Raw genomic sequence first — 12421 nt, 5'->3', positions numbered from 1 at the left:
GGGAAGTAAAAAAGGACGCCGAAGTCTTTTCGGCGTCCTCTATATTAATCGAATTTTTCCCTTGAGTCCCGCAAATTCTGGGGAAGCTCTAGTTGGCGAAAGGATCGGCAAACGGATCCGAATCATCCGCCGCCGGTTTCGTTTCGACCTTCTTAGGCGCAGTCTTACCAGCCGGCGTCTTAGCAGCCGGAGTTGTCGCCATCGGAGTCTTTACTGCTGGAGCAGCAAACGGATCGTCACCGGCCGGGGCCGCAGCGCCGAACGGATCGTCACTAGCTGGAGTTGCCGGAGCGGCATCCATGGCCGGTTTGGACGGCGCGGCAAACGGATCATCACCGGCCGGTGCCGCAGCGCCGAACGGGTCGTCACTGGCGGGAGTCGCCGGAGCCGCATCCATGGCCGGTTTGGCCGGCGCAGCAAACGGATCGTCACCGGCCGGGGCCGCAGCGCCGAATGGATCGTCACTGGCGGGAGTCGCCGGAGCGGCATCCATGGCCGGTTTAGCTGGAGCAGCAAACGGATCATCACCGGCCGGGGCCGCAGCGCCGAACGGATCGTCACTAGCGGGAGTTGCCGGAGCGGCATCCATGGCCGGTTTGGTCGGCGCGGCAAACGGATCATCACCGGCCGGGGCCGCAGCGCCGAACGGGTCGTCACTAGCGGGAGTTGCCGGAGCGGCATCCATGGCTGGTTTGGCCGGAGCAGCAAACGGATCATCACCGGCCGGTGCCGCAGCGCCGAACGGGTCGTCACTAGCTGGAGTTGCCGGAGCGGCATCCATGGCTGGTTTGGCCGGAGCAGCAAACGGATCATCACCGGCCGGTGCCGCAGCGCCGAACGGGTCGTCACTAGCGGGAGTTGTCGGAGCGGCATCCATGGCCGGTTTAGCCGGAGCAGCAAACGGGTCATCGCTGGCCGGCTCGGTGGTCGGATCGGGAACTAGCGGCATCGTCTTGGTCGGCGGTTCGCCTGCGTCAAACGGATCGTCGGTTGCCGGAGCAGCCGGGGCCGATTCCATCGCCGGTTTAGTTGGCGCGGCGAACGGGTCGTCGCTGGCCGGGGCAGCGCCAAAGGGATCGCCGTTGGCGGGAATCGGCGGAGTCGCTTCGTCTGCTTCCATTTCTGGAATGTTGTTCGGAGCTGGGGTAGTACCCGCTCCGGCGTCAAACGGATCGTCGGTTGCCGGAGCGGCCGGGGCCGATTCCATCGCCGGTTTAGTTGGCGCGGCGAACGGGTCGTCGCTGGCCGGGGCAGCGCCAAAGGGATCGCCATTGGCCGGAATCGGCGGAGTCGCTTCGTCCGCTTCCATTTCTGGAATGTTGTTCGGGGCCGGGGTGGTCCCAGCTCCTGCGTCAAACGGATCGTCGGTCGCGGGTGCGGCCGGGGCTGATTCCATGGCTGGCTTGGTCGGCGCGGCGAACGGGTCCTCGGCCGGAGTCGTCGGAGCGCCAAACGGGTCATCGCTGGCTGGCGCCGGCATTGCCGGTTCGTCGGCTGGTGCGCCAAACGGATCGGACGCCGGGGTCGCTGGCTCAGGAGTAGTCGGAGCAGGTGTCGCCGGTCCGCCAAAGGGATCATCGCTCGCCGGAGCTGGCATCGCCGGTTCGTCGGCTGGAGCGCCAAACGGATCAGACGACGGAGCCGGAGTGGCCGGAGCGCCAAACGGATCGGCACTGGCTGGCGCCGGCATCGCCGGTTCATCAGGCGTGGTCGAGGCGCCTGCTTCTACGGGCTCGGCATCACCAAACGGATCGGTCGGATCGGATGCTTTTGGTTGGACTGGCAAGTCAGCGCTGGCGGTTGCGGCGCCGTCGCCGCGAAGCACGTCTTGTTCGGCCGCTTGCAGCATTTCATAGCGTTGGCGTTCCCACTCTTTGCGAGCGATGAACTCCTGAACGCGGACTTTTTGTCGATAATCTTCTAGTTTCAAGCGCGCTGCGCCTTGGACGCGCTCCAGCGATTTGCCGATCGCGTAAGAGCGATCGGAGGTCAGCTCAAGCTTGGCGCCGGCCTGAAAATCGAGTTCGGCTTGTTCCGGGCGCCCCAAATTCCAGAGGGCGAGCCCGCGGAAGTAATAGGCCCGTGGATCTTTCGAACCTTGGTCGATGGCGGTCGAGAGCGAATTGAACGCCTCCGACATTTCGCCGCGATTGAACTGATGCACGCCTTGGCCGTAAAGCTCGACCACGATCGGCTCTTGAGCCGATACGAAGCAAGGATTTCCGAACCAGAGCAGTGCGGCGACAGCCGACGCCGAGACAACGTTCCTCGTCATCAAACGAATCTCCCTACAGATTCAAACCGAAGCGATTGAAGTGAACTTTTGACAAGAGTAGCTCTGGCACAGTCTTCTTCTGCACCCTCAGCCGGTAGCCGCCAAGCGAGGGACTCATCCTGAGATAAGAGGGGCAAAAATGCCTTACTCTAGCGATCCATTGGCACCTAGCAAAAAGCTGGCAACTTCCAGCGTATATCGTAGTTGCGCTTTTTGGTGAACACAAGCAAACCGAGCCAGTCTCCCAAAATCGAGCCCAGAACCCACCAATCGGGGCATACTGGCCGGCAGGAAGCGTTCAGGCGGAAGCGGGAATTTGGGGGGAAAGCGGACCGGACCGTGCTGTAACTTTCATAGCCCGAAGCGCGAGCGAGGGATAGATGGTCGCAGGTCAACGACCAAAGTCGAACGAGTATCAACTCGGGCAAGTGCGCAGCAAACCATCAACTCGGTCAGCTCCGATAGCCAACCAGCCCTGGCGATTTGCGCGTTGATTCTCACTCTGCTATCGACCCGAAGTCCGTGCGCGGTGTCAAGAGACAATCTTTCGCGGTGAAGAAGAAACCGGGTGTGTGACTCTCCCGGCCATCTCAAAGATGCTGGCGACGATCGCGAGTCAAGGGCTAGAATCGGCGTGCCTGGCTGTTGATGGGATTTTGATTCATAGTTTGGTGGGACGAGAATAGCTGGAAATGGGCCAGGGCCACTCGACGATAATCGCAAACGTTATGCACGGTAGATATGAACGACGAAACCTTTTGGCAAATCTTGGCTGATTCACGAACGGCCGCCTTCACGACGCTTCCCGACTCGCCCAGTGAGGATGCCATCTTGGACGCGCATGTCGCGGCGTTGAAAGTGGAACTATCGAAGCTTGAATTTCACGAGCTTGATGTGTTCACTTCGATATATCAACAAAAGAAGATCGACGCCTACCGCTGGGACCTTTGGGGAGCGGTCTATTGGCTCTTTGGCGGTTGCGGTGATGACAGCTTCAGCGATTTTCGCAGCAATCTCATTAGCCTGGGAAAAAGCGACTACGAGAAGGCGCTGGAAAACCCGGACAATCTTGTCGAAACGATGACTCGCTCCGACCTCCCCTATATGTTGAGCGAGGGATTTCAAGTTGTCGCGACGGAAGTGTACGAAGAACGGAACAGCCCCCCATCCCAACTCGCCGGTCCGAAATACCCAGAAAGGCCAGCAGGCGACGATTTTGATTTTGATGATGCTGAAGAGATCGCACGCAGGTACCCGCGAATCGTAAAAACGTTTCCCGAGCCAGGCGCTTTTTGACGGATATTGCAGAACCACGGACTCTCCCAGCGGGGACAAGGGCCGCTGGCATTTGTTTCGCGACCCCAGAAAATCCTGGTCCACTTTTTTCCATAATGATCTTAGTAGGGACAAGGAGACAACATGACCGTCAAGCGTATGGACAACGTCGGCATCGTGGTAGAAGACATCGATGCCGCGATTGAGTTTTTCACCGAGCTTGGCCTTAACCTCGAAGGCCGCGCTCCAATCGAAGGCGAGTGGGCGGATGGCGTCACCGGGTTGCGGGAGATGCGCGTCGAGATTGCCATGATGTGCACGCCGGATGGTCACAGTCGGCTGGAGTTGTCGAGATTCCTCGCGCCGTCAGTGGTCGCCGATCACCGCAAATCCCCCGTGAACGCTCTCGGTTACCTGCGTGTCATATTCACCGTGGAAGAGATCGACGATACGCTCGCACGGCTCGGCAAATGCGGCGCAGAGCTAGTCGGCGAAGTGGTCCAGTACGAAAACTCCTACCGGCTCTGCTACATTCGAGGCCCTGAAGGAATTCTCATCGGACTCGCCCAAGAGCTTGGGCAGTAGGCTTCTCGCTGAGTTTCTGCACTCTTGCACTTTGTCGCGATGGCGTGGGAAGGTCGCCAGGAAAGATTTTAGCCTAAGTTCCGTTGCCACGTCTTCGTGGCAATGAATGTGCGTGTGGTTGTTATTTACCGGCGCGTTTAATGAGTGGACGCGGATTGTCGCTTGTGAGAGGGTTTGAAATCGGATGGATTCGCCGGCCGCATTCATGGCCACGCAAGGCCGTGGCCATGGCGCCAGGCGCCATGCCCCATTTTATCTCACGTCCCGCTTGCTCTCGAACATCATCCTTGAAATCAACCGTCCATCGCCTTCGCCACGCGACGTGATGCTAGGACATAGGGATGCGGCGTGATTGCTCGGGCGGGTAGCGTTGTCAGGATCACGCATACGGTATCGCTGGTTGGGTCGGCCCAGCAGATGGTGCCTGTTGAGCCGGTGTGGCCGAAGACGTTGTCGCGGGCGGGGCCTTTGAGAGTGCTGCCGAGGTCGAATCCCAGGCCACGCGTTTTTAGGTGGGGTGGATTGTGATTCTGGATCATTAGGCGAGCGGTCTCTGGTTTCAGCATGTTGCCTTGAGGATGCAGAAACGCATCCAGAAACTTCGCCACGTCACCGGACGAGGCAAATGCTCCGCCCCAGGGGGCTCCTAATTCGCGCCAATAATCGCTGTTCCAATCCCAGGACTTGGTGGTGGGGTCGCCTGCGCCTGATTCTGGCGCCGCATGTTCGACCTGACACCGCATCAAGGACGCTTTGTCCAAGCGACCGATTCCCAGCGCCGTGTGCTGAAGCTCTAGCGGCTGAATGACCACTTGGTCCACCAACGCAGAAATGGGCTGTTCCGTGATTCGCTGTGCTACTTCCGTCGCCAGCAGGATGGCCATGCTGGAATAACTGTATTTTGACCCCGGAGTGAATAGCAACGGAGTTCGGATTGCGGCCGAGATGAATTTTGACAACGGCGCATGAGCCGCTCGCAAGCTCGCATTCTCGGGTAACTGATCGGGCAGTCCCGAGTTATGCGTCAACAGCTGTCGCATCGTGATCGCTTCGCGGCCATTGCCTTGGAACTCAGGCAGATATTTCACAACACGATCATCCAGCTTGAACTGGCCGGCATCCAACAGCGACATGACCGCTGTAATCGCGATCGGCTTGGAAATCGACCCCAGCAAAAAACTGGCGTCCATCGTCGCGGCGCCCCCGTATGCCTGAGAGAAGACGTCCTCTTTTTGACGCACGTAGATGGCAGCGGATTCTACTTGGCCCGACGCGGTCGCTTGTCGCAATACGTCAGCGGCAGTTTCAAAACGGCCTGCTTTGACGTCGGCCGAGAGCAAGGATCCCACGGTCAAGCTTAGCCCGGCTTGAAGAATTCGGCGACGGTTCATGCTTCCACTTTCGGAGTGTGATTGACTCGGTCTCTCAGTATACGAGAAGCCTGGGCGGGATGAAACTTTTTGGCCGGGCCTTTGGTCGCGGTTTTGAAGTTGCGCTATTTTAGGAAAGAACCAGAATGGAGCTATTCATTTTCTTAGGCCCGGAGGGCCGAGCTAAAATAGCCCAGGGCGCTCGTCGCGAGAGCGACGGAGCCCTGGGTAAACGTCTACCCGCTCAAACGTCAGCATTTTAGCGCGAGCGCGTTCCCAGGGTTGCGTCGCTGCGCGACTCCGCCCTGGGCTAGGTTCGCACGGCCCTCCGGGCCTAAGAAGCTGGTGCTGACGCACCTTTTTTTCTGACGGTCACCTGCTTTGCTTCACCCCTGGCGTGGCCGTGTTCCACTCTTATTTTGTGCAAATCTCGCAACTTCAAAATGGCCCGCGCTGCGTGCGGGATAGATTGGTGAACCATTTTCGCCGGCCGTCTGTCATCCTGCTTACGGAAGATGATTCGGTCGAAGAGCAAGCGATAGGCTGAGCGAATTTATGCCTGACAACTCGCGGACGTTTGAAGTTCGTGTAACGCGAAACATCGCCGCCGCCCCCGCCGCGGTTTATGACGTGTTCGCCGATTATCGCGTCGCCCATCCCCAGGTCCTTCCGCCCAGCTTCTTTAAGGGGCTGCGGATTGAGCAAGGCGGGTATGGTGCTGGCACGATCGTTTTGGTGGAGGGACGCTTTGGAAAGCCGCGTGTTCTCCGCGGCATCGTGACCGAGCCGGAACCAGGTCGTCTGCTGGTAGAGAGTTATCCAGAGCAGAACATGGTGACCTCGTTTCGTGTCGTTCCAGCCGACGCAAATAGGTCGGAGGTGACCATCTCGACCGTCATCCCGCGGCGGCCAGGCGTTTCGGGCTGGCTCGAGGAACGTGTTGTCCGTTGGTTGCTTCGCCGAGCTTTTGTTCAAGAGTTGCAGCTAGTCGCGGAGTATGTGGCTCGGCCGGTTTAGCACCCGAGCCTGTGTTTACCTGCGCGGCTGGTAGCACATTACCAACGTCCCTGAGCTGAGTTCTCGCTGGCTTACCAGCTCTAGGTCGATCGGCTTCGAGAGGCCTGCGAACAACGTGGGGCCATGGCCGGCTAGGCGGGGGTGCACTACCAATTCGTACTCATCGATTAGATCGAGCTCGGCCAGCGCCAGCGGAAGTGTGACTCCGCCGGTGAGTAGACCATTGCCTGGCTGCTGCTTGAGTTTTTGAACGGCGGTCGCTAAGTCTCCGTGGATCAACTCTGCGTTCCAATCGACCTGCTCCAGGGTGCTCGACACGACATATTTTTTGGTCGCGTTGATCGTCTCGGCGAAGGGGACCATCCACTCGGACATCCAGTCGGGCCGAACTTTGGTCTCGGCGACGGGTCGCCAAGCTTCCTCCATCATTTGATAAACCACACGACCTAACAGCATCCCATCAGCGCGGGCGATGTTCTGAGCATGGTGCTGATGCAACGCTTCGCTTGGGATGCCTGCCTGATGATCACAGCATCCGTCGATGGTCACATTAATGGAATAGCGAAGAGGTCGCATGTGGAGAGAGTCTCTTGGGATGGTTGTGGGGCGTAAGGTTTGTCTGGGCGTTGTCTTGATGACTGCATGCGTCATGGCGCCCGTGCTGGAACAAGACTGGCGATTACTTGGGAGCGATTTGCTCGGCTTCCATCAACTCAAGCGGAGGGATCTCGCCAAAAGTGGCCAGTTTGCTGGTGCGGAGCAGCTTTTTAAGTTCGGCTTCGGTAAAGCGGCCTGTTATGATGCCGCGTTCTGAAATCTTCCCGCGAATCGTGGGAGCCGAGATGATGAGGTGATCGAACACGATTGCTAAATGACGATCAAGATTCGAGCTGGTTAAATACTCCAGCCGTCTTGCCCCTTCGGTGGTCGCCGTAAACTCGAGCGATGGCTGGCCGTTGGGGTCAGGCACCAAGTAAAACGAATCAAAGTGGACCCCTTCGATGTTTCCTGGTTGCTGAATCAAAAGCAGATAACGGGCTCCATCGATCTCGCGTGTTGATTCGGGCAAAATATGGACATCGGACGCACAGCGGGTCCAGATCGCAGTCCTGCCGGCCGGCGTTTTCACCACCAAGTCGTCACTGGCTTCCGCTGCAGTAAACAGCAAGTCATCATGTTCTTTATCGGCCACAATATTCAAACTCAGATGACCCGGGATGGGCAAGCTCGTTTGACATCTCTCCGCACGTTGCTGATCGGAGCCTGGTAGTTCGATCCGAACTAAATCTTTCTCGACTTTGACCTTCACCTCTTCAATAACGCAGTAACCGCGAATCCGAGCCGCGATCCGTTGTTCTAGTTCGTTTGGCGCGAGGTCTGGGTTGTCGTCCGTGATTTTGTAAGTCAGCACATACCCGCCATCTTTGGCCAGCGTGGGCGGTTGTGGCGGTTTGGGCTCGGCGCAGCCTGATAGGATCAGGTTGGCGACAACGGCTAAGCATAGCATTCGCCAAGTAGTGCTGCGCATTGGGCTCTCCGGGGATGGGGAAGTAAACTTTTTTCGTGATACTAGCGGTGGCGACACTAGGAAAAAACTTCTTTTTCGTGATACGAGCCGCGTGGGGTGAGGCCTGCTTTTTCGGCTTCGATGCGTAGCTCTTCTCCTTCGCCGCGGAGCGAGAACATCGCTTGCCCGGGGCTGACGTATTGATTCCAATATTTCTCGTAGATCTCGGCGGTTTCTTTCTTTTTGGCCAGCGCCGTGGGCACCGCGTGCAGCATCATCATTTCGTCATTTTGTTTTTCGAGATATTGGCCCAAAAATTGGGGCAATAATTTTGACCAGAAGGTGGGCGTCGAAAAACGCAACTTCCGCGGCACCACATATCGTGGGCGATGCAGCGGGCCAAGCGACTCTCGCAGCGCCGTCGCGAATAGTTCGCTCTCTTCTTCCGTTGCATCGTCCAAAAACATGCGGACATAACCTCCGGCGCGCGATTTGACCTGCGGTCGGGCAGAAGGCGAAATCTGCTTGGTTTCGGCCAGGGCTGACAAGATCGCGGCGCCGATGCTCATCGCTAGCGATTCGTCGCTCCAGATTTCTCCTTTGGCGGCGAACGGTGGAAAGCCTTGCTGCTCGCGCTCGGCGCGATCGAGTCTTACTTCCAAGGTGGTTCGCGGCTGGCCGTGATACGGTTGGCCGATCTTCCAATGTTCGCGAGCCTGTGCGCGTTGTCCGGCGCGGACCAGCATATCGCTGTTGAGCAGGCGAACCGAGTCTTCTAGAAGTTCGGGCCGCAAATCGGTCAGCGCGGCATGGACGTGGCCGACTCCTTTTTCGATCTCGCCGTCGTCGGTCACTCCGTAGATATTGTCATGCTTTTTGCGGAAGCGAGCATAGTCGTCCAGTCCTTTGCTGAACTCTGGGGCGATGCAGACTACATCCCAGTTGTTGGCGACTTTCTCGGGGACGCCGGGGTCTAGGCGGAACGATCGCCCGCGAAGTTGCCGGACCGACATGCTGGTGGTGACGGTTGTTAAATCGATCAAAACGTTGATCTTGTTGGCGTCCCAACCTTCACCTAAGAGGCCGCGAGTGCCGACCAGACAGCGCGAAACCCCTTGTTGAAACAGCTCGGTAATCATCTCAATATAGACGCGCGGCGACCAGTCAGCGCCTTGCCCGCGAACGACGCAAAAGCCTTCTTCTTCGCCATATTCGAGCTCGACCCGAAACCCTTCCTTCTGCAGCCAGATATGCGCCACATGATCAAACTGCGCTTGGAGATCGTCATCGATCAGCACGCTGGAACCGGTGACCAGAATGGGTTGCAGTCGATCGGTTTGTTCATCTTGCAGCAGCATCCGAAATGCGGCGACGGCGCCGCCGGCTTCTTCGTCAAGCAGATCGGCCGTCTCGGGCATGACCGCGGCGGTTTTCTCGTAGTCAGCGACCACGATGGCGCGAATCGAATCTCCCAAAGCGGCCATCTCGGCATGCAGAATCGGAATGACGGCGCGCGCTTTTTCGCGCGAGTAAGCCAGCACGCGACCAACCGGCGATGCACAGGCCTGGCAGCCGGTTTCGGTTACTTGGACGCCGAGCATCCGCAACCGCGTGATAATATCGCGGCCCAACTTGTGATCGTCGGAATTGGGAGAACGCCGCAGCGCGTGCCGCACGTAGCGATCGAGGACCGGCACCAAGATCGCCATCTCAGGCGCTTCGGCCGACTGATCCCACTCGGCCGGCGGAACATCTGCCGGCAACGCCAGCTCGCGCATTTGTAAGAAGACGCGAGCCGCCGCGGCGAACTCGGGATCGCGACGTTCAAACGAGGACCAAGTGCTGAACTTTTGCGCCGCATGTTTCTTTTCGGCGAGCGAGGCATACAGCCACGCCGGCAGCGGAGCAACGCGCGGAGCGTTGGCGATGGTTGCGGCTTCTTCCGCAGGCTCTTCGATTGGATCGGCGCTGGTTGTGGGATCGGCTTCTGGATCTTCGGAGTACGCCGCTTCGGCTGAACCGACCACTTGCAGCGCTGAGAGGTCCAGCAGTTGGACGGGCGCCTCTGCGGTTGAAGTCTCTTCGACGGAGACAGACTTTACGGCTAGAGCCGGAACCACTTTCGGCGGCGCTGTACTTCCGTCACGCGGGGCGCTGGCCAGATCTACAATTTCGTGCAGCAGGTCGTCGGCGTTGGCGACGTAGCGCAGCTCGGCTTCGCTGGGGCGGACGAAATAGGCCAAGTCTTGGTAGGGCGCCAGAAACCCATCTTTGACCACCGCCGGAACCGGGACGTCATAGTCGATCGGGCCAAAGAAGGTGGAGTATCGCTCGAAGTCCTGTGGCGATTTGTTGTCGGCATCCGGCGGCGTCGCGGTCAGCCCTAGGATGACCGGGTTGTCGAACATCGCCGCTGCGTCGGCCAATACGCGTCCCCAGTGCCCGACCAAGTGATGACATTCGTCCAAGATGATCAGGCCAATCTGCTGCGTCTTGAGTCGATCGAGCGTCGCCAAAGACGAGCGATGCAGCATGTCGAGCGTATCGCCGCGCTGGCTCGCTTCGTCGCGAATTTCTTTGCGATAGGCGGATAGGCGTTGCTCGTAGTAGCTGCGATTGTGCTTTTGCAGATCGCGAATCCAGACGCTGGCCTCGGCGGGATCGCGGGCCGCTTCTTTTTCGATCAGTTTGCTGCGCCACAGATCGAGCGCCGCGTCATCCAACCCGTCGTCGCCGCGACGCGGCAGCGTGACGGATTGATAGGTGAGCGAGGTCAGAAGTCCCGGAGCCCCGGGATCGGTGCTGGCCAACAGACCGCCAGGCGGCATGCAATCAAACAAATCGGTCCGCGCCGCCCATTGCATTTGGATGGCCGAATTGGGAGACAAAACCAGCGCCGGACGCTTGACGCATTCGGCCCAAAGATACAGCCCCAAAACGGTCTTTCCGGATCCCGGGGGAGCCACCACGTAGAGTTGCCGCTCGCCCGCTTCGAGGCTGGTGCGGGCAATCTCCACCGCATCTAGCTGTGAAGGGCGCAATTTGCCGCGAAAACGAACTTGTGGGAATTGGGCGTTGGCCATCAAGCGAGTTCTCGTAAAATGAAGAGATTGCGTACAGAATTTCTGGCTGACCGTAGCCTCATCTGCCCACCTAGTTTAGTCACCAATAAGGTTCCCGCCGTATGGCTTCGCCGACACGCCGACAATTTCTTCAATCGACTGCCGCCGCTGCTGCTACCATAGCCGCATCTCCCTTGCTGCTACGCGCAGAAAACAAATCGGGCTCTGCTCCGGTTCGGGTAGGATCGGGAGAGCATACCTACGAATGTCACCATTATTGGGGCGAACTGCCGAGCAGCGTCCAGTGGGGCGCTACGCACGGCATCGCGATCGATAAGTCAGGCCTTATTTATATCACGCATCAAAACGGTGCAGGCGAGGCGATGGATGCGATCGTCGTATTTGACGCCGATGGCAAGTGCGTTCGTTCCTTCGGCAAAGAGTTTCATGGCGGCGGGCATGGGTTAGAGCTGCGAGCCGAAGGGGGGCAAGAGTTCCTCTATCTGTGCGACGTCAAAAATCGCCAAATCGCCAAGCTGGATCTGCAGGGCGAAGTAGTTTGGAAGAAAGGTTTCCCCGAACAGTCGGGCAAATATAAAGATGCCGGCGGCTATTGTCCGACCAACATCGCACTGGCGCCGAGCGGAGGCTTTTATGTAGGGGACGGTTATGGTTCGCACTATGTTCATCAGTACGACGCTGACGCCAATTGGGTCCGCAGTTGGGGTGGTCGCGGGACCAAGCCGGGCGAGCTGAATTGCCCGCATGGTTTGTATGTGGATACGCGTCCTGGCCGGGAGCCGTCGTTGGCGGTGACGGATCGGGCCAATGATCGCTTGCAGTATTTTACGCTGGATGGCGAGCATTTGAGCTATGTCGATAACCTGGTCTTGCCATCGTCGCTAGACGTGCAAGGCGAAGTGATGCTGGTCGGCGAGTTGAGCTCGCGCCTGACGTTGCTCGACAAAGACAACAAAGTGATTACCTATCTTGATGACGATCCGGCTTGGCGAGATGTGGTCAACGCCAACGGACGCGCCGTGCGGTCGCAGCGCGACAAATGGGTTGACGGCAAGTTTGTGCATCCGCATGATGCGACGTTTGACGCGGATGGCAACATCTACTTGGCGGAATGGGTCGTTGGCGGCCGCGTTTCGTTTTTGAAGAAGGTTGGCTAACGCCGAGCATTGAAAGCATGCTTTCAGCACGCGGCGTCAACCGATTGGTTGGCGCCGTTTTTTGTTTCTTGTCAGCCGAGCCGAGATCGTGAACGATCGAAGCGGCTTTGATGGCTGTGCGGGCCGCATGATCGCTACAACCGGCGCAGGGT

At 58.5% G+C, this 12421-nt stretch carries 9 protein-coding genes; 4 read left to right on the top strand and 5 right to left on the bottom strand.

Going from position 1 to position 12421, the window contains the following annotated elements; genetic code table 11:
- Window positions 1–88 precede the first annotated feature (88 nt).
- The gene (locus SH421x_RS25365) at window positions 89–2275 is read right to left on the bottom strand and encodes a tetratricopeptide repeat protein (RefSeq protein WP_488852817.1); all 2187 of its coding nucleotides are present in this window, start codon (window positions 2273–2275) and stop codon (window positions 89–91) included.
- 741 nt (window positions 2276–3016) lie between these two features.
- Here SH421x_RS25365 and SH421x_RS25360 point away from each other — a divergent pair.
- On the top strand, window positions 3017–3571 hold the full coding sequence (locus tag SH421x_RS25360; RefSeq protein WP_488852816.1) for a DUF4240 domain-containing protein: 555 nt from the start codon (window positions 3017–3019) through the stop codon (window positions 3569–3571).
- A 123-nt stretch (window positions 3572–3694) separates the two neighbouring features.
- Window positions 3695–4135, top strand: a complete 441-nt coding sequence (locus tag SH421x_RS25355) for a VOC family protein (RefSeq protein WP_488852815.1) — start codon at window positions 3695–3697, stop codon at window positions 4133–4135.
- 293 nt (window positions 4136–4428) lie between these two features.
- On the opposite strand, the gene SH421x_RS25350 is transcribed toward SH421x_RS25355, so the two are convergent.
- On the bottom strand, window positions 4429–5526 hold the full coding sequence (locus SH421x_RS25350; RefSeq protein ID WP_488852814.1) for a serine hydrolase domain-containing protein: 1098 nt from the start codon (window positions 5524–5526) through the stop codon (window positions 4429–4431).
- Between the two features lie 534 nt (window positions 5527–6060).
- On the opposite strand from SH421x_RS25350, the gene SH421x_RS25345 reads away from it, so the two are divergent.
- Window positions 6061–6522, top strand: coding sequence for an SRPBCC family protein (locus SH421x_RS25345; protein ID WP_488852813.1), 462 nt, complete (start codon window positions 6061–6063; stop codon window positions 6520–6522).
- Between the two features lie 15 nt (window positions 6523–6537).
- On the opposite strand, the gene SH421x_RS25340 is transcribed toward SH421x_RS25345, so the two are convergent.
- The 3 genes from SH421x_RS25340 to SH421x_RS25330 form a co-directional block, all read right to left on the bottom strand.
- Window positions 6538–7098 carry a dihydrofolate reductase family protein gene (locus tag SH421x_RS25340; RefSeq protein WP_488852812.1) on the bottom strand — a complete coding sequence of 187 codons (561 nt, stop codon included), beginning with the start codon at window positions 7096–7098 and terminating at the stop codon, window positions 6538–6540.
- A 103-nt stretch (window positions 7099–7201) separates the two neighbouring features.
- A complete protein-coding gene (locus tag SH421x_RS25335) occupies window positions 7202–8050 on the bottom strand; it encodes a SecDF P1 head subdomain-containing protein (RefSeq protein ID WP_488852811.1) in 849 nt (282 codons plus the stop codon).
- A gap of 56 nt (window positions 8051–8106) precedes the next feature.
- The gene (locus tag SH421x_RS25330) at window positions 8107–11112 is read right to left on the bottom strand and encodes a DEAD/DEAH box helicase (RefSeq protein ID WP_488852810.1); all 3006 of its coding nucleotides are present in this window, start codon (window positions 11110–11112) and stop codon (window positions 8107–8109) included.
- A gap of 101 nt (window positions 11113–11213) precedes the next feature.
- Here SH421x_RS25330 and SH421x_RS25325 point away from each other — a divergent pair, with 101 nt between their 5' ends.
- Entirely contained in the window at window positions 11214–12269 is a 1056-nt protein-coding gene (locus SH421x_RS25325) for a twin-arginine translocation signal domain-containing protein (RefSeq protein ID WP_488852808.1), read from the top strand.
- Window positions 12270–12421 lie beyond the last annotated feature (152 nt).

The sequence above is a fragment of the Blastopirellula sp. SH421 genome (assembly GCF_057808535.1).
The sequence above is the reverse complement of the archived record's forward strand: the minus strand, read 5'-3'. Positions and strand labels throughout refer to the sequence as shown.

Coding starts and splice junctions, on each gene's coding strand:
- SH421x_RS25365 (WP_488852817.1), bottom strand. CDS start 2,275: ATGACGAGGAACGTTGTCTCGGCGTCGGCTGTCGCCGCACTGCTCTGG.
- SH421x_RS25360 (WP_488852816.1), top strand. CDS start 3,017: ATGAACGACGAAACCTTTTGGCAAATCTTGGCTGATTCACGAACGGCC.
- SH421x_RS25355 (WP_488852815.1), top strand. CDS start 3,695: ATGACCGTCAAGCGTATGGACAACGTCGGCATCGTGGTAGAAGACATC.
- SH421x_RS25350 (WP_488852814.1), bottom strand. CDS start 5,526: ATGAACCGTCGCCGAATTCTTCAAGCCGGGCTAAGCTTGACCGTGGGA.
- SH421x_RS25345 (WP_488852813.1), top strand. CDS start 6,061: ATGCCTGACAACTCGCGGACGTTTGAAGTTCGTGTAACGCGAAACATC.
- SH421x_RS25340 (WP_488852812.1), bottom strand. CDS start 7,098: ATGCGACCTCTTCGCTATTCCATTAATGTGACCATCGACGGATGCTGT.
- SH421x_RS25335 (WP_488852811.1), bottom strand. CDS start 8,050: ATGCGCAGCACTACTTGGCGAATGCTATGCTTAGCCGTTGTCGCCAAC.
- SH421x_RS25330 (WP_488852810.1), bottom strand. CDS start 11,112: ATGGCCAACGCCCAATTCCCACAAGTTCGTTTTCGCGGCAAATTGCGC.
- SH421x_RS25325 (WP_488852808.1), top strand. CDS start 11,214: ATGGCTTCGCCGACACGCCGACAATTTCTTCAATCGACTGCCGCCGCT.